Annotated in this window: 12 protein-coding genes and 7 tRNA genes; 1 reads left to right on the forward strand and 18 read right to left on the reverse strand. The window is 62.1% G+C overall.

The window, feature by feature from the left end; translation table 11 throughout:
- From VD811_05785 to VD811_05865, 17 genes are all read right to left on the reverse strand, one after another.
- Positions 1–938 (reverse strand): divergent polysaccharide deacetylase family protein (locus tag VD811_05785; protein HXV20487.1); only part of this gene is annotated, 938 nt, incomplete at its 3' end.
- A gap of 61 nt (positions 939–999) precedes the next feature.
- Positions 1000–2319, reverse strand: coding sequence for a S41 family peptidase (locus tag VD811_05790; GenBank protein ID HXV20488.1), 1320 nt, complete (start codon positions 2317–2319; stop codon positions 1000–1002).
- A gap of 30 nt (positions 2320–2349) precedes the next feature.
- Positions 2350–3453 carry a peptidoglycan DD-metalloendopeptidase family protein gene (locus tag VD811_05795; protein ID HXV20489.1) on the reverse strand — a complete coding sequence of 368 codons (1104 nt, stop codon included), beginning with the start codon at positions 3451–3453 and terminating at the stop codon, positions 2350–2352.
- 58 nt (positions 3454–3511) lie between these two features.
- The gene (gene ftsX, locus VD811_05800; GenBank protein ID HXV20490.1) at positions 3512–4408 is read right to left on the reverse strand and encodes a permease-like cell division protein FtsX; all 897 of its coding nucleotides are present in this window, start codon (positions 4406–4408) and stop codon (positions 3512–3514) included.
- Between the two features lie 61 nt (positions 4409–4469).
- A complete protein-coding gene (ftsE, locus tag VD811_05805) occupies positions 4470–5135 on the reverse strand; it encodes a cell division ATP-binding protein FtsE (GenBank protein ID HXV20491.1) in 666 nt (221 codons plus the stop codon).
- Between the two features lie 203 nt (positions 5136–5338).
- A tRNA-Asp gene (locus VD811_05810) sits at positions 5339–5415 on the reverse strand.
- Between the two features lie 33 nt (positions 5416–5448).
- A tRNA-Val gene (locus tag VD811_05815) sits at positions 5449–5524 on the reverse strand.
- 8 nt (positions 5525–5532) lie between these two features.
- Positions 5533–5609 (reverse strand) — tRNA-Asp (locus tag VD811_05820).
- A 119-nt stretch (positions 5610–5728) separates the two neighbouring features.
- Positions 5729–6001, reverse strand: coding sequence for an HU family DNA-binding protein (locus tag VD811_05825; GenBank protein ID HXV20492.1), 273 nt, complete (start codon positions 5999–6001; stop codon positions 5729–5731).
- Between the two features lie 100 nt (positions 6002–6101).
- Positions 6102–8525: an endopeptidase La gene (gene lon, locus VD811_05830; GenBank protein ID HXV20493.1), complete on the reverse strand. Its 2424-nt coding sequence runs from the start codon at positions 8523–8525 to the stop codon at positions 6102–6104.
- Between the two features lie 38 nt (positions 8526–8563).
- A complete protein-coding gene (gene clpX, locus VD811_05835) occupies positions 8564–9814 on the reverse strand; it encodes an ATP-dependent Clp protease ATP-binding subunit ClpX (protein HXV20494.1) in 1251 nt (416 codons plus the stop codon).
- Between the two features lie 23 nt (positions 9815–9837).
- Positions 9838–10422, reverse strand: coding sequence for an ATP-dependent Clp endopeptidase proteolytic subunit ClpP (gene clpP / locus VD811_05840; GenBank protein ID HXV20495.1), 585 nt, complete (start codon positions 10420–10422; stop codon positions 9838–9840).
- 4 nt (positions 10423–10426) lie between these two features.
- A complete protein-coding gene (tig, locus tag VD811_05845) occupies positions 10427–11737 on the reverse strand; it encodes a trigger factor (GenBank protein ID HXV20496.1) in 1311 nt (436 codons plus the stop codon).
- A 114-nt stretch (positions 11738–11851) separates the two neighbouring features.
- Positions 11852–11934 (reverse strand) — tRNA-Leu (locus VD811_05850).
- Between the two features lie 182 nt (positions 11935–12116).
- Positions 12117–12192: transfer RNA gene (locus VD811_05855), tRNA-His, on the reverse strand.
- A 64-nt stretch (positions 12193–12256) separates the two neighbouring features.
- Positions 12257–12333 (reverse strand) — tRNA-Arg (locus VD811_05860).
- A 2-nt stretch (positions 12334–12335) separates the two neighbouring features.
- Positions 12336–12412, reverse strand: a tRNA-Pro gene (locus tag VD811_05865).
- A gap of 293 nt (positions 12413–12705) precedes the next feature.
- Between VD811_05865 and VD811_05870 the strand changes: the two genes are divergently transcribed.
- Positions 12706–15651, forward strand: a complete 2946-nt coding sequence (locus VD811_05870) for an insulinase family protein (GenBank protein ID HXV20497.1) — start codon at positions 12706–12708, stop codon at positions 15649–15651.
- A gap of 131 nt (positions 15652–15782) precedes the next feature.
- Here VD811_05870 and VD811_05875 read toward each other — a convergent pair.
- The coding region (locus VD811_05875) for an ATP-dependent helicase C-terminal domain-containing protein (GenBank protein HXV20498.1) at positions 15783–17330 on the reverse strand (1548 nt) is incomplete at its 5' end.

Consider the following 17330-nt stretch of genomic DNA (forward strand, 5'->3'; position numbering starts at 1 on the left):
GCCGTCGTGCGACTGTCGACAAAGAAGAGCCCCGCCTCCTTCATCGCCGCCAGCACCACTTCCATCCCCTCCCGGTATTCGGTAAACCGCGACCCCATGTGGTTGTTCCCCCCCACGGCATAGGGAACCCGCTCGACAAAATCCTGGAAACGTTGCCGGATCTCCTCAGGTGACTGGCCGAGCAGCAAGGCGTCATCGCCCGGATTGATGGCCGGATAGCTCTGGGGTTCCATGGGGATATGGATCATCACCTCGCGCCCCTTCCGGTGGGCAAGGGTCGCCACCTGGGCCGCGTAGGCCTCGCCGGGGAGGATGGCGAAGGTCACCGGCAGATCGATGGCGAGCAGGGCCCTGGCGGTTTCGAGATCACGCCCCAGATCGTCCATGATGATCGCCGCGCGCGCCCGAACCTTGGTTGGACGCACGGGCGAGGGAGTCGCCGGCGGGCGAAAATGCAGCAGATAAACCTTCGTCTCACCGAGATAGATGTGCAGATCCCCCTCGGCCGCAAGAGCTTCCAAACGGAGGTCGGCGGCAAGGCTGGACAGCTGCCGGGAAAACTCGTCGCGCAGTGCCTCGGGGGGGAGCGCGCCTTGCACTTCGTAGCGGGCGAGGTCGCCCGATCGGCTGATGTCCACCTGGGACAGGGAGATCCCACTGCGCAGCAGCAGGCTTTCAACCTCCACCCGGACATCTTCGATAAGTGTCGCCCGCGGTGACGCCGGAGGCACCGCCCTTTCGGCCGCCGGAGGCAACGGTGCCGGCAGCGGAGGGGGCACTCTCTGTCGCAGATGAGGGAGAGCGATCAGGCTGGCGAGCAGGAAGCCGAGCAGGAACAGGGCGGCAAGGAGAACCTTGAGACGAGGACCCTTTTCCGGCTTGCCGGCCTTACCGCGTTTGCCGGGTTTCTGACTTCGGGGTTTCTTTTGGGAGGACATGCGTCAGGTCGGGATGAGGGGGGGATGAAGCCATCCCCCCGGATTGCAAACACAAGGGTGATCAGGCCGCCGGGCGCTCCAGACCTTTGAGAATCTCCCAGCCTTTGAGCAGATCGAGGGCACGAATCAACTGATAATCACCCAGCGCCTCCTCGTCGAGGGAGAATTTCTGCGCCGGCCCGGAAGGTCTCTCCTGCTCCGGCTTTCCGGGCGTCTCGAAATGGTTTTTGAGGTCCTTCTCGCGGAAGTGGCTGCCGTCAGCCTCCTCCTTGACCTCACCGGGGTGAACGACGATGTCGGGCGTAATGCCCTTGGCCTGGATCGAGGTGCCGTTCGGGGTGAAATAGCGAGCGGTGGTCAGACGCAACCCTGAATCGTCGCCGAGAGGGATGATGGTCTGCACCGATCCCTTGCCGAAGCTCTGGGTTCCCATGACCACCCCCCGTCGATGGTCCTGCAGAGCGCCGGCCACGATCTCCGCAGCGCTGGCACTGCCGCCGTTGATCAGAACCACCATGGGATAGAGGGGTTCGGTCCCTTTCTGGTGAGCAATGAACTTCATCTGGCTGCCTTCCTCACGCCCCTCGGTGTAGACGATCAGACCGCTTTCCAGGAAGGCGTCGGAAACTTTGACCGCCTGATCGAGCAGGCCGCCGGGATTGTTGCGCATGTCGAGAACCAGGCCCGAGAGGCGGCCGTCATTCTCCTTGCGCAAGCCCTCCAGGGCAGCATGCAGGTCATCGGCGGTCCGTTCCTGGAACTGGGTCACCCGAACGTAACCGAAGCCGTCCTCCAGGGTCCGCGCCTTGATGCTCCTGATTTTGATGAGCTCACGAACCAGGATGAACTCCCGGGGCTTGTCGAAGCTGTCCCGCATGATGGTGATGCTGACTTTGCTCCCCTTGGGGCCGCGCATCATCTTGACCGCTTCCATGATCCCCATATCCTTGGTGAATTTCTCTTCGATCTTGAGGATCTGGTCGCCGGCCTGCAACCCCTCCCGGTAGGCCGGAGTGTCTTCAATCGGTGAAACGATGGTCAAAATCCCGTCCTTGACGGTAATCTCAATGCCCACGCCGCCGAATTCGCCGCTCGTATCGATCTGCATCTCTTTGAACATTTCCGGAGGCATGAAGCCCGAATGCGGGTCCAGGGAGGCCAGCATGCCGTTGATGGCCCCATAAATGAGGTCTTTCATCGGGACTTCTTCGACATAGCTTTTGCCGACGATGGAAAGCACGTCGGTAAAAAGCTCGATATCCTGGTACGGGGGAGATGCCTCCGCCTGAACTACGCGGTTGACATGCCCCGTCGATATCCACCCCAGCAGAACAATGGCCAGCAGCAGAATCAGAATGCTGGACCGCTTTTTTCTGAACATCCGTTTTCCTCCGGAAATAATGAGACTATGTCAGCGCGGCTGCAGCCATGCCAGCGGATCGAGGGGAGTGCCGCCGCGCCTGATTTCGAAATAAACGCCCTTACTCCCTTCCAGGCCGGAATAGCCCAGAATGTCGCCCCCGGCCAGCAGGTCGCCGACCTTTTTGCTCAGCCGCGCCGCCTGTGCATAAAGGGAATAATAGCTGTCACCGTGGTCGATGATCAGCAGGTTGCCGTACCCCTTGAACCAGTTGGCAAAGAGGACCCGCCCCGGCCCAATGGCTCGGATAGGATTTTCGCCGGCAGCGGCGATCTCGATCCCGTGGCTGTCGTACATGGTCCCCAACTCGGGATGCCGTCCGGTACCGAAACCGATCCGGACGATGCCTTCGACCGGCCAGGGGAGCCGACCTTTGCGAGAGGCAAAAAACCCTGTTTTTTCACTATACTCCCGGGGCTTTTCCGATTCAAGCTTTTTGACCAGACCGGCCAGCCGGCCTGCCCTCTCGCGAAGCTCCGCCAGCGCCGCCGCCAGCGACTGGCGATCGCGGCGCACCTGCACAAGAAGCTCCTCCTTGAGGCGCAGCGCCTGGCGTGCTGTCTTCTGGTTTTCCGCCAGTGCGGCAACCCCTGCCTGCTGCTCCCGGCGCAGTATCGTCAACCGCGCCAGAGCCTTCTGCAGCTCATCCAACTGCTGCCGGTAGGTGGCCAGCAACTCCCGGTCGCGCCGCACGACCCTGCCGAGAAAATCGTAATCCTGCGCCATCTGTTCCGGCGAAGAGGGAGAGAAGAGAATCTTGACCAGACCCGTTTCGCCGGCTTTATAGAGCGCCGCCAGACGCCGGCGCACGTCGGCTTCGCTGGCAGCCGCAGCACGCCGGGCGCTTGCCGCAGCCACCTCCCTGTCGGCAATCTCCGACTCCATTGCCGCCAGACGCCGCTTCTGCCCTGCCAGTTGCGTCCCCAGGCGTGAAATCTCGGTTTCCACCGTCTGCAGGTCTTCAGCCAGCGAATGTTCAGCCGTCTGCTTCGCCTCGAGATTCCTCGCCGTCTGGGCAATCCGTTTCTGAATTTCTTCCAGTTTCCGGCGGCTTTCGTTCAGTTCAGAGGCCGCCGGTACGCCCGCGAGCAACAAAATGCAACTCCAGGTGATTGCCGTACCTCGTAAAAGGTGCCACAGAAATATCACGGGATCATATCCGCACGAGCTTGCGCAACGACAGCAGACTGCCGGCAAGACCGAGCAAGACGCCGGCGGCAATCAGCAGAAGCTGCCAGGACAGGGGCAGGAAGGTGACCCGCTCAACGCCTGAAGCGAGAAGCAGCGAGTTCAGCCCCTGCTGCAGGAAAAGCTGGAAGAGAGCGTAGGCACCGGCCACGGCGAGCCCACCCCCCAGAGCTCCCTGCAGCGCACCCTCAAGAAGAAAAGGCGCCTTGATGAACATCGGCGTGGCGCCGACCAGGGCCATGATTTCCAGCTCGTCGCGGCGGGCATAGAGGGTGAGCTTGATGGTATTGGCAACGATAAACAGGGCGGCAAACAGCAGAAACCCGCCGAGTATTGCCCCGGCCAGCCGTAGCAGGGAGACAAAGGCCTCGAAGCGCTCCAGCCACTCCTGTCCGTAACGCAGGTCCGACAAACCGGTATGCTGTCGCAAACGGGAGACGAGAGCCGAAACCCCCGCGCGGTTGCGGCTGCCTTCGTTGAGGGTAATTTCGAGGGAGGCGGGGAGGATGTCCGGGGCGACGCCTTCCAGGAGGTCGGCGTCATCCGCCAGTCGTTTCTTGAAGCGCTTCAGTGCCTCGGCGCTGGAGATGAACTCGACCTTCTCGACCTCCGGCAAGCCACGAATATCAGCGATCCATTGCCGCAGAAGCCTCTCCTCCGGCACGGTGTCGATAAAAGCCACCACCTGCACATCCTCGCTCCAGTGCCGGGTGAGTTTCTGCACGTTCAGCACGACGATGGCAAAGAAGGCAAGAATGGTAAGCGCAACGGCCACCGTCCCCACCGCGGCGCCGCAGAGCATGGGGCTTTGACGCATGTTGCGCAGGGCCCGAAACACAAAAAAACCGGATCGTTCGAACAAGTTCAATACCTCGCAGACACAGGTGAGGCCGCACTACACACGCCTCACCTTTTCAAGCACATCATGGGGTTCGATCGTCCACCAGGCGCCCCCCTTCGAGAACGATCAGCCGCCGCGGGAAACGGCGTATCATCTCCCGGTCGTGGGTCGCCAGCAGGACGGTGGTTCCCCGGGCGTTGGCCCCCCGAAAGAGTTCGAGTATCTCTACCGTCACTTCGGGGTCGAGGTTGCCGGTTGGTTCATCGGCCAGCAACACGAGGGGATCGACCACCAGTGCACGGGCAATCGCCACCCGCTGTTGCTCCCCGCCGGAAAGCTCGAGCGGATAGCGCTGAAGTTTGTGCTCCAGACCGACCTGTTTAATCGACTGGTAGACCTTTTTGCTGATTTCGTATCGTTTTCTCCCCTGGATCTCCAGGGGGAAGGCGACGTTCTCGAAAACCGTACGGGAAGTCAGCAGCTTGAAGTCCTGAAATACCACTCCCATTCGGCGGCGCAGCAGAGAAATTCGGGCGGGGCTCATGCGGGTCAGGTTCTGCCCGTCAATCAGGATCTGTCCCCGGTTCGACTTCTCAGCACCGTAGAGCAGCTTGAGCAGGGTCGACTTGCCGGCCCCGGAAGGTCCGGTGATGTAGACGAATTCCCCTTTCGAAATCTTCAGGGTGATGTCATCGAGCGCAGCGGAATCTTTCTGATAGGCTCTGCCTACGTTGTAGATCTGGATCATCTTCTGGCTACCATTCGTAGAAAGTCCTTCCAAGCAGTCCCGCCAGCTTTCTGCCGCTGCCTACCTCGAAGAATTTCATATCACATCGCCAGTGAAAATTGAATGAAAAAGGGCACCGAAACCCTTGAAGGCTATCCTTCAGCCCCTCAGTATGAGGAGACGAAAAAAGGCGACCCGAGCTGGATCGCCTTTTTCATCGTATATGGCGGGGCTGACGGGACTCGAACCCGCGACCTCCGGCGTGACAGGCCGGCGTTGTAACCGACTCTACTACAGCCCCCTATCTCATGGCGTGCTTTGCGCTGCTTGTTAATGGTGGGCGAAACAGGGCTCGAACCTGTGACCCTCGGCTTGTAAGGCCGATGCTCTCCCAGCTGAGCTATTCGCCCGGATTGAATGGCGGGGCTGACGGGACTCGAACCCGCGACCTCCGGCGTGACAGGCCGGCGTTGTAACCGACTCTACTACAGCCCCGCATGGGACAAGACAGAAAATAGGAAACAGAAAATAGGTGTCGCGGAGGGGGCGGAGGCGGCTATTTTCCGTTTCCTATTTTCTTTTAGACCACTGTGCTCGGACAGCGGTTACAGCGACTACTGAACAGAATCCTTCAGGGCCTTGCCGGCCTTGAACTTGGGTGACTTGGCAGCAGCGATTTTGATCTGCGCGCCGGTCTGGGGGTTCTTGCCGGTGCGGGCTGCACGCTCGCCAACGCTGAAGGTGCCAAACCCGACCAGGGCCACTTTCTCACCGGCCTTCATGGCTTCAGTCACGGCATCGATGAATGCTTTGAGGGCCTTTTCGGAATCGGTTTTGCTGAGCCCCGCCTTCTCTGCCATCGCATTAACGAGATCCGCCTTCGTCACAACATACCTCCACGTTATTAAGGATTATTAAAGCCCTGCCGAAAACGCGTTATATATATCGAATTACCCGGAGGGTGTCAAGAGAATATTTGTTGGAAAGCTAGTGCCGGACCGCTTCTTCGGCTCCGGCGGCGTAATCCTCCCCCGCAGGAATGGCTGGCAGCGGCACGGTTTCCGCCAGCGCCTCGGCGAGTACCTGGTCCATGTGCTCGGCCGGGATCACCTGCAAGGATTTCAGTATCTGGGGCGGAACTTCCTCAAGGTTCTTTTCGTTCTCCTGCGGAATCACCACGCGGGTAATGCCGGCACGCTTTGCCGCCAGGAGTTTTTCCTTGAGCCCGCCGATCGGCAGCACGCGGCCGCGCAGAGTGATTTCTCCGGTCATAGCCAGATCACGATTTACACTGCGTCCGGTCAGCGCCGAGGCGAGTGCAGTGGCCATGGTGATGCCGGCGGAAGGGCCATCCTTGGGAATTGCGCCCTCCGGGACATGGATGTGAATGTCCAGCTTGTGATAGAAGTCCTTTTCCAGCCCCAGCTCCCGCCAGCGGGAACGCACGTAGCTCATGGCGGCCTGCGCTGATTCGCGCATGACTTCCCCCAGCTTGCCGGTAACGGTAAGTTTTCCCTGGCCGGGAAGAACCGTTGTCTCAATGACCAGCAACTCTCCCCCTACCTCAGTCCAGGCCAGACCGGTGGCCAAACCGACCCGGTCTTCCTCCTCTTTGACACCGTAGCTGTAACGGGGGACACCAAGGTATTTCCTGACCTGCGGGGCACCGATCGTAAAGCGTTTCTTCTTATCCCTGGATTTGACCAGCTCTCGGGCGATCTTGCGGCAGATGTTGGCAATTTCCCGCTCCAGACTGCGCACCCCCGCTTCCCTGGTATAACGACGGATAACCTCGTTGAATGCCGTGTCGGCGAAATGGACCAAGTCGGGTGACAGACCGTGTGCCTCGAGCTGCTTGGGCAGCAGGTAGCGTTTGGCGATATTGAGTTTTTCCTCTTCCGTGTACCCTTCGATACGGATCACTTCCATCCGGTCCCGCAAGGGGCCGGGTATGGCGTAAAGAGTATTGGCAGTGGCGACGAACAGTACACTGGAAAGATCATAATCGACATCGAGGAAATGATCGCCGAAGGTATGATTCTGTTCTGGATCGAGTACTTCCAGCAGCGCTGACGAAGGGTCGCCGCGGAAATCGGTACTCATCTTGTCGATTTCGTCGAGCAGAAAGACCGGGTTCTTCACGCCAACCTTGCGCAGCCCCTGAATGACCTTGCCCGGCATGGCGCCGATATAGGTCCGGCGGTGCCCACGGATCTCCGCCTCGTCACGCACCCCCCCCAGTGAGATGCGGACGAACTTGCGGCCGAGGGCCTTGGCAATGGAGCGCCCCAGCGAAGTCTTGCCGACCCCCGGAGGACCGACCAGGCAGAGGATCGGTCCCTTGATTTTTTTGACCAGAGCCTGCACGGCCAGGTATTCGAGTATCCGCTCCTTGACCTTCTCCAGACCGTAATGGTCCGCCTCGAGAATCTGCTCGGCATGCTCGAGGTCGAGCCGATCCGTGGTCCCCTTCTTCCAGGGAAGGGAAACCAGCCAGTCGACATAATTGCGCACCACGGTGGCTTCGGCGGACATGGGCGACATCATCTTGAGCTTGCGCAGTTCGCAGAGGGCCTTTTCCGTCGCCTCCTTGGACATCCGCTTCTTGCCGATCTTCTCTTCGAGTTCGCGGATTTCCTGCTTGAATTCGTCCTTTTCGCCGAGTTCCTTCTGGATCGCCCGCATCTGCTCGTTGAGGTAGTATTCCCGCTGGCTGCGCTCCATCTGGGTTTTGACCCGGTTGCGGATCTTCTTCTCGATCTGCAGGATCTCCACCTCTCGCTCCATGAGAGCAAGAAGCTTCTCCAGCCTTTCGCGGGGGCTGATCAGGGCAAGGATTTCCTGCTTTTCGGGAATACGTACATTCAGATGGGCGATGACAGTGTCGGCCAGCCGGCCGGGCTCGGTAATGCCGCTGACCGATGAAACCATCTCCGGCGGCACCTTCTTACCCAGATTGACGTAGTTTTCGAAGGCGTCAGTGATGCTGCGGATGAGGGCTTCCAACTCGGGCGTGGCAACAGAATCATCGGGGATCTCGTCGATCTCGGCAAAAACACACTCCTCCCGCTGAACGATGGCGTTAATGCGAGCGCGGCTTTTCCCCTCGACCAGAACCTTGACCGTTCCGTCCGGCAGCTTGAGCAGCTGGATGACCTGCCCCAATGTACCTATTTCGTAAATGTCGCCAGGCCCCGGTTCGTCGATCTTGGGGTCCTTCTGCGTGGCCAGGAAGACCAGCTTGTCCTTTTCCATCGCCCCTTCCAGGGCATGGATCGACCGGGGTCGACCGACAAACAGGGGCGTGACCATGTATGGAAAGATGACGATGTCCCGCAGCGGCAACAGCGGATAGAGAACCGCCCTGGCTTCGTCTTCACGAATGGGATCGTTTTCCGGCAGGTTCGTCATGATTTCAGGCCGCTCCCTCGGTAATCAGGCTTCGCATGTCACGCGGACTCGGCACACTCGTAAAGCACAATGGGGCGCGCCCGATTGAGGATGACATCCTCGTTGATGACGACCTCCTTGACCCGGTCCTGCGAAGGAATTTCGTACATCACATCGAGCATGGCGTTCTCGAGAATGGAGCGCAGGCCGCGCGCGCCGGTCTTTCTCTTCAGCGCCTCGCGGGCAATGGCCACCAGCGCGCCGTCGGTGAATTTGAGGTTCACCTTCTCCATATCGAAAAGCCGCTGGTACTGCTTGATCAGGGCATTCTTCGGTTCCTTGAGAATCTGGATCAGCGATTCCTCGTCCAGCTCATTGAGGGTCGCCACCACCGGCAGTCGCCCGATGAACTCGGGAATCAATCCATATTTAAGCAGGTCCGAAGGCTCGACCTGGGCCAGGGTCTCGCCCAGCCTCAGTTCCTTCTTCAGGCGTATATCCGCCCCGAATCCCATGGTCTTGGCGCCGGTGCGCTGACCGATGATGGTCTCCAGTCCGGAAAAGGCGCCGCCGCAGATGAAGAGGATATTGGTAGTGTCGACCTTGAGGAACTCCTGCTGGGGATGCTTTCGCCCGCCCTTGGGCGGCACGCTGGCCATGGTCCCCTCGATGATCTTGAGCAGCGCCTGCTGTACCCCTTCCCCGGAAACGTCCCGGGTGATGGAAGGGGAGTCGGACTTGCGGGCGATCTTGTCGACTTCGTCGATGTAGATGATTCCCTTCTGCGCCTTTTCGATATCGTAGTCGGCCGATTGCAGCAGGTTGAGGATGATGTTTTCCACGTCCTCGCCCACATACCCCGCTTCGGTCAGGTTGGTGGCGTCGGCCATGGCGAACGGCACATTGAGGACCCGTGCCAGGGTTTGGGCGAGCAGTGTCTTGCCGCTGCCGGTGGGGCCGAGCAGAAGGATATTGCTTTTCTGCACTTCGACTTCGCCCGGTTTGTCGGCAAACTCGATCCGCTTGTAGTGGTTGTAAACCGCCACCGCCAGAACCTTCTTGGCCCGATCCTGGCCGATCACGTAGTCGTCAAGGATATCCTTGATTTCCGACGGACGGGGCAGACGGCTGGAGCCAGCCGAAACCGCGTCCTCCAGCTTGGATTCCTCGGCGATGATATCCTTGCAGAGTTCAATGCACTCATCGCAGATGTATACGGCCGGTCCGGCAATGAGCTTTTTTACTTCATCCTGGGCCTTGCCGCAGAAAGAGCAGGTCAATTGCCCTGAACGACTGTCGTCTTTACTCACGAAACTTCCTCCGCGCTGAAAAATCAGGCTTTTTTTCTTACTGTGTCATCAATGATACCATATTTTTTTGCGGCCTCACTAGACATGAAGAAATCCCGCTCGGTATCGGCGGCGATCCGCTCCAGATTCTGCCCGGTATGATGGGCAAGAACTCCGTTGAGCGTGTCCCGCAGCTTGAGTATCTCCTCGGCGTGAATCTTGATATCCGTGGCCTGGCCCTGGAACCCGCCCAGGGGCTGGTGAATCATGATGCGGGAATGGGGCAGGGCATAGCGTTTTCCGTTGGTCCCCGCCGCCAGCAGCAGTGCCCCCATGCTGGCCGCCTGGCCGACGCAGATGGTCGACACCGGGGCCTTGAGGTACTGCATGGTGTCGTAGATCGCCATCCCCGCCGTGACCACGCCGCCCGGCGAGTTGATGTAGAGAAAGATGTCCTTCTCAGGGTCTTCCGACTCGAGAAAGAGCAACTGGGCGATGATCAGGTTGGCCATGTGGTCCTCGATGGGACCGCCGAGGAAAATGATCCGGTCTTTGAGCAGGCGGGAGTAGATATCGTACGCCCGCTCGCCACGCCCGGTCTGTTCCACCACCATGGGGATGAGACTCATAGCGTCACTCCTTCTCGGCCGAGAGTTGCTCTTTTGCCACCTCTTCGATTTTCGCCTGGGACAGAAGGTACTGCACCGACTTCTCCTCGACGATCTGGGCAATCAATCCGTGGCGTTTTTCGTCACTGCCGTAGAACTTGCGGACCGCCTCCAACGGGGCATTGGCCATTTCGGCGATCTGCTGGAGCTTGTCGTCGATTTCGGCAGCTTCGACCTTGAACTGCTCCTGGCGGGCGACCGCTTCCAGAAGCAGGCTCCCCTGCACCTGCTTGACGGCCGTCTCGCGATACATCGACTTGAAGGAGTCCTCGTTCATGCCGAGCATCTCCAGGGTCATCCCCTGGGACTGGAAGCGATTACGAATGTTCTGCAGCATGTAGTCGAGCTGGCTGGCCACCATCGTCTCAGGCACCTCTAACGGGTTGCGCTCGACCAGGGCGCCGACCAGACGCTCACGCAGATCTCCGTCAATGCGACTGGTTTCCTGCCGCCGGTAGTTCTCCTCGATCTTCTCCTTCAGTTCGGCCAGGGAAGCAAGCCCGAACCCGAGAGCGAATTCGTCGTTCAGTTCCGGCAGCGCCTTCTCCTTGATCTCCTTGAGCACCACCCGGAAAGTGGCCGGCTTGCCCGCCAAATCCTTGCTGCCGTAGTTTTCGGGGAAGCTGACTTGTATCTCGCGCTCTTCGCCCCTCTTCATCCCCGCCAACTGCTCCTCAAAACCGGGGATGAAGGAGCCGGCGCCGAGTTCAAGCTGGTAGTCGTCGGCCTTGCCATGCTCGAAGGGGGTACCGTCGACGAAGCCCTCAAAATCGATGACCACGAAATCACCGGTGCGGGCCTCGTCACGAGAACTGACTGCCATCTCGGCCCGGCCGGCGCGCATCTCTTCCAGCCGCTCCGCAACGATTTTGGTCTCGTATTCGAACTTCTCCTTCTGCAAGGATATCCCCTGGTAGTCCTTCACCGAGACCTCGGGTTTCACCTCCACCTGGGCGGAGTAGCTGAAGGGCTTGCCTCTCTCCAGCGGGCTGTTCTCGAGGATTTCGGGGTCGGAGATGGCCGCAATACGGTGCTCCACCAGGGCCTTGAAATAGGAATCCTTGATGAGCCGGTTCAGCACCTGCTCCTCCATCTGCGGAGCGTAGTGCTTCTCCAGCAGATGCTGAGGCACCTTCCCCGGGCGGAAGCCCTTGATCTTCGCACTCTTGGCGATCTGCTGGTATGCCTTGCCGATTTCGGCGTCCACCTTGTCGGCGCCGACTTCGAAGGAGAGCTTCTTTTTGACGCTGCTGACGTCTTCTATCCGGACGTTCATGCCACAACCTCACAAATGGAATGGGGTGTTAAAAAGACGAACCGCAGACAACGGGTCTGCGGGCCTGAACGAAACAAATGGGTCGCGCGGTGACTTTCAGGCGAAGAGAGGGGTTGGTGCGAGAGGGGGGAGTCGAACCCCCACGGTTGCCCGCTGGATCCTAAGTCCAGTGCGTCTGCCAGTTCCGCCACTCTCGCATCGGAGGAGGATTGCAGATTCATCAAACCGAAGAAGTTAAAAGGAGCATCGCGCGGGCCACCCTGGAGAGGCCTCATGGCCCGGCCGGGGCCATTTATGCAGAAGCCCGACCGGGGCCGGCTCGCAGCATCGGAAACGCCACATCCCGGAACAACGACGATCGGGCCGCTGGGAATTTTAATGGGGTGGATGAAGGGACTTGAACCCTCGACACCTGGAGCCACAATCCAGTGCTCTACCGACTGAGCTACATCCACCACAGAAACCGTGGCATCTTACTGAAGTCCCCGACGCTTTGTCAATGGGAATCTGTGGGGAAAGTGGCGCGCCAGGGAGGAATCGAACCCCCGACCCACGGCTTAGAAGGCCGTTGCTCTGTCCATCTGAGCTACTGGCGCGCTGGTCGGGGCGAGAGGATTCGAACCTCCGACCCCCTGCTCCCAAGGCAGGTGCGCTACCAGGCTGCGCTACGCCCCGAAGGGACAAACTTTTAGCACGGGCCAGGGGATTTTGCAACCCCAAAGTCGGACCAAGCAAACCGGTTCAACAGGTTTGCTTGGTCCGACTGGCAAAAAAAGCGCGCCTGCCAGGAGGAAGCAGACGCGCAACAAGTGGGAGGTAAAGAGTCGAGCTGTGCTCTTTGTCTTGCGTTGCGATTAGATTACCAAACGGGTAATCTTTAGTCAAGACCGCAGCCTAATTTCCTGGAAGAACGCCGAATGGTGGGTTAAACTGTCACCTCACAACAGCAATAACCGAGGAGAACTGCAATGCCAATCGAGACCGGCCGCTCACTGCACGGCTTTACCGTTACCGACGTCGTCCCCCTGTCCGAGCTCAACACCACCCTGATCCGCCTGCGCCATGACCGAACCGGGGCCCGCATGGTGCACCTGGCCACTGAAGATCCGAACAACCTCTTCGCGGTCGGCTTCCGCACCCCGCCGGCCGACTCCACCGGGGTGGCCCACATCCTCGAACATACGGCGCTCTGCGGCTCGCGGCGTTACCCGGTGCGCGACCCCTTCTTTTCCATGCTCAAGCGCAGCCTCAACACCTTCATGAACGCCATGACTTCCAGCGACTGGACCTTCTACCCCTTCGCCAGCCAGAACGCCAAGGACTTCAGCAATCTGATGGGAATCTACCTCGATGCGGTCTTTTTCCCGCTGCTGCGCGAGCGCGATTTCCGCCAGGAGGGGCACCGGCTGGAATTCACCGACCCGAACGATCCCGCTTCGCCGCTCGTCTTCAAAGGGGTGGTCTACAACGAGATGAAGGGGGCGATGGCCTCTCCGTCCTCTCTACTCAGCCGACGACTCGGCCGGGCACTCTATCCCACCACGACCTATCATCACAACTCGGGCGGGGAACCGACGGACATCCCCGACCTCACCTGGGAGGGTCTCAAGGATTTTCACGCCCGCTATTACCACCCGAGCAATGCCTGGTTCTACACCTACGGCAACCTGCCGCTGGAGGGGCACTTGGAAGCCATCGAGCAGCAGGCGCTGCGGGGTTTCGACACCCGCCCGGTGGACAGCGAGGTCCCTCCCGAGGTCCGCCTCGACGCCCCACGCCGGGTGGTCGAAACCTTCCCCCTCGACCCCGGGGAGCCGACCGCGGGCAAATCGATGGTACAGGTGGCCTGGCTCGCCTGCGACGTCACCGACAGCTTCGAGCGTCTCGCCCTGAGCCTGCTCTCCTCCCTGCTCCTCGGCAACCCGGCCGCACCGCTCCACAAAGCACTGCTCGACTCGAAACTGGGCAGCAACCTCGCCCCAGGCACCGGCTACCAGGAGGAGAACCGCACCACCTACTTTGCCGCCGGTCTGCAGGGGACCGAGCCGGAGCAGGCCGAGGCGATCGAACAGTTGATCCTCGCCACCCTGGAAGAGGTCGTCCGCAGCGGCTTTTCGCCGGAGCGAATCGAGGCGGCGATCCATCGCCTCGAGTTCTCACACCGGGAGGTCGCAGGGGACCATTATCCCTACCCCCTCGGCCTGCTGATGCGCCTGATCGGCCCCTGGCTGCACGGCGACGATCCCGTCTCGCCCCTGCGACTGGATGAAAATCTCGGCCGTCTGCGCACCGAACTCGCCGCCGGCCCCTTTTTCGAAAACCTCATCCGCCGCCACCTGCTCGCCAATCCGCACCGGGTGACCTTGACCCTGCATCCCGACCCGGCCCAGGGGGCGAGGGAGGAGCAGGCGACGGCCGAACGGCTGGAGCGGATCAAGGCCGGCCTCGATGAGGTGCAAAAGCTGCGTATCGTCGAGCAGGCGCAGGAGCTGAAGGCGGCGCAGGAGGCCCGCGACGATCTCTCCTGCCTGCCGACCCTGCAGCGCGCGGACATTCCGGTGACCGAACCGGAAGTCCCCTCGGCCTTCAGCCGGGAGGTCGATCGCGAGGTCCAGTGGTTCGACCAGCCGACCAACGGCATCGGCTACTTCACCGCCCACCTGCCGGTCGACGGCCTGCCGGAGGAATTGCTCCCCTGCGTGCCGCTCTTCTGCGCCCTGCTCACCCAGGTCGGCGCCGCCGGCCACAGCTACCTGGCAATGGCCGAACGGATGGAGGCCGGCACCGGCGGCATCCAGGCCGGCACCGAAATCCTCGAAGACCCCCAATCCCTCGAGGGCTTCCGGGCCGTGGTCGAGATCAAGGGGAAGGCACTGGTGCGCAACCAGCAGAAACTCTTCGGCATCCTTGCCGACCTCTGCGTTGGCCCCGACTTTACCGACCTCGCCCGCCTGCACACCGTCGTCAACCAGGTCAGGGCCAACCTGGACAACTCCATCCCCGGTTCCGGCCACAGCTACGCCGCCCGCGCCGCCGCCGGACGACTGACTCCGGCGGGACGATTGCGCGAGACCTGGGGCGGACTGCAGCTCATCCGCTTCGTGCGCCAACTGGCCGGCCGGCCGGCCGACGAACTCGGCCCGCTGGCGGAAAAGCTGCAGGAAATCGCCCGGCTGCTTTTCGCCCGGCAGCGTCTCGCCTGTGCCGTCACCGGGGAAGAGCGCCAATTTTCTCCGGTGCGCGACGCCCTGGGCCCCTACCTGACCAGACTGCCGACGATAGCCGCCGGGCCGGCGGCGCGGAAACCCTTCGCTGCCATCCCGGCCCGCCTGGGTTGGACCAGCTCGGTGCCGGTGGCGTACGTGACCCGGGTCTTCCGCACGGTCCCCTTCACCCACCGCGACACGCCGCCGCTGCTGGTGCTGGCCAAGCTGCTGCGGGCCGGGTTCCTGCACCGGGAAATCCGCGAGAAAGGGGGCGCCTACGGCGGACTGGCCTCCTGCAACCCCGAAGCGGGAACCTTCTCTCTGCTCTCCTACCGCGACCCGCAGCTGGCCCGGACCCTGCGGGTCTACGACGAGGCGGCGCAGTGGGCCGCCGGCGGCGCCTTCACCGACGAGGAGATCGATGAGGCGGTCCTCGCCGTCTTCAGCGATCTCGACCGCCCCCTCTCCCCCGGCGGCCGCGGCCACCGGGAGTTCGCCAACACCCGCCAGGGACTGACCCGGCAGATGCGCCAGTCGCTGCGCGAAGGAGTGCTGGCCGCCACCCGCGAGGACTTGCAGCGGGTGGCGCAGGATTATCTGGTCGCGGGGCGGGAGGAGAGTGCGGTGTCCGTCATCGCCGGCGAGGAGGCGCTGCAGAAAGCCAATGCGGAGTTGGCAGGAGAGGGGCTGGAGATCGAGAGAATCTAACAATCGGTCTGCCCACAGAGACAGAGAGACACAGAGGACACCAAAGCAGTACTGCGGGATTGATCAGCAATTACAGGTTCAAAAACCTAAATTTTTTGTTTTCGGATTTTCTCTGTGCTTCTGTGGCTGTATCAGGGGTGCTTTTTCGTCCGCCGGGTCGGCGCGGCATTCCACGGGTCATCGGGCCAGGGGTGCTTGGGATAGCGCCCCTTCATTTCTTTCTTCACCTCCGGATAGACCTGGTTCCAGAAGCTGCGCAGGTCGCGGGTGACGGCGAGCGGCCGCCCGGCCGGAGAGAGCAGGTGGATGAGCACCGGCACCCGGCCGCCGGCGACCTGCGGAGTGTCGGCGAGGCCGAGGAGCTCCTGCAGCTTGACCGCCAGCACCGGTCCGCCATCCGCTTCGTAGTCGAGGCGGATGCTGGAGCCGCTCGGCACCGCCAGCCGCTCCGGGGCCAGCCGTGCCAGCTCCCGCGTCCGCTCCCGGCCGAGCAGCTGTGCCAGCGCCGCCGACAGATCGACCCGTCGCAGGCCGGCAAGACTCGTGACCCCGGCGAGCCAGGGCGCCAGCCACTCTTCCAGGCTGGCCAGCAGGGAGGCCTCCGAGAAGTCGGGCCAGCCGCCTTCGGGCCAGCTCTGCCGCAGCAGTTCGACCCTCGCCCGCAACTGCCGTGCCGCCGGACTCCAGTCGAGCACCTCGATGCCCTGGCGGCGCAACGCTGCCAGCAGCGCCGGCACGACATCTTCGGCGGTCGCCGCTGCCGGCCGCTCCTGGAAAAGCAGGGCGCCCAGGCGACGCACCTCGCGGCCGACCACCCGGCCGGCCCGCTCGTCCCACTCCACTTCCCGCCGCCAGTCGAGATCGCCGCCGAAGAGTTCCTCGACGCACTCCTTCTCCAGCGCGCTCGCCAGACGGATTTCCCCCTCCAGGCCCGGCTTCCCGGCCACCTCGACCGCCACCAGCCACGGCGCCCGGCGCACCGCCGAGCGCGGCGACAGCTGCGCCCCCTGGCCGCCGGCGAGGAGGTAGCGCCCCGAACCGGGCTCGCGCTCCCGGCCGATCCGGTCGGGAAAGGCTACCGCCAGCAGCCGTCCCACCTCCCGGGCATCGGATGCCGACTCTTCTTCCTCTCCGGGGGCACGGCGTGCCGTGCCCCTACCCTCCTTGCTCAGCATCTCGCGAAAATGCCGGGCAGCCCGATCAACGGCAGCGGCCGCGCCTGGATCGACACCGGCCGCGCGCCCCAGGCGCCGATAGCTCCGCAACGCCTCCAGCCGGTCGAGCAGGTCGCTGCCGCTCGCCTTTCGGGAGGCCTCCCCGGCTCCGGTGAATAAATCACGCTCGGCGAGGAGCGCCGCCAGGTCGCTGCCGAGGCTGGGGCGCCCCGCCTCCCGGGCGGCGACCAGCAGGCGGGCCAGACGGGGATGGGCGGGGATGGCCGCCATCGTCACCCCCAGCACGGTGAGCCGCCCCTGCCCGTCGAGGGCGCCGAGCAGCTGCAGCTGTTGCCGCGCTCCGGCCAGGTGGCCGGCCGGTGGCGGGTCGAGCCAGGCGAGTCGCGCGGCATCGGTTATCCCCCAGTGGGCCAGCTCCAGCGCCAGGGGGGCGAGGTCGGCCCGGCGGATCTCCGGCGGCGTAAAGGGGAGCAGCGATCCGTGCACCCCTTCCGTCCAGAGCCG

The sequence above is a fragment of the Desulfuromonadales bacterium genome (genome assembly GCA_035620395.1).
Lineage (GTDB): Bacteria > Desulfobacterota > Desulfuromonadia > Desulfuromonadales > DASPGW01 > DASPGW01.

Bases quoted from the DNA above. Each gene is read 5' to 3' on its own strand.
- ftsE (HXV20491.1), bottom strand. From the start codon at position 5,135: ATGATCCAGATCTACAACGTAGGCAGAGCCTATCAGAAAGATTCCGCT.
- clpP (HXV20495.1), bottom strand. From the start codon at position 10,422: ATGAGTCTCATCCCCATGGTGGTGGAACAGACCGGGCGTGGCGAGCGG.
- lon (HXV20493.1), bottom strand. From the start codon at position 8,525: ATGACGAACCTGCCGGAAAACGATCCCATTCGTGAAGACGAAGCCAGG.
- VD811_05870 (HXV20497.1), top strand. From the start codon at position 12,706: ATGCCAATCGAGACCGGCCGCTCACTGCACGGCTTTACCGTTACCGAC.
- tig (HXV20496.1), bottom strand. From the start codon at position 11,737: ATGAACGTCCGGATAGAAGACGTCAGCAGCGTCAAAAAGAAGCTCTCC.
- VD811_05790 (HXV20488.1), bottom strand. From the start codon at position 2,319: ATGTTCAGAAAAAAGCGGTCCAGCATTCTGATTCTGCTGCTGGCCATT.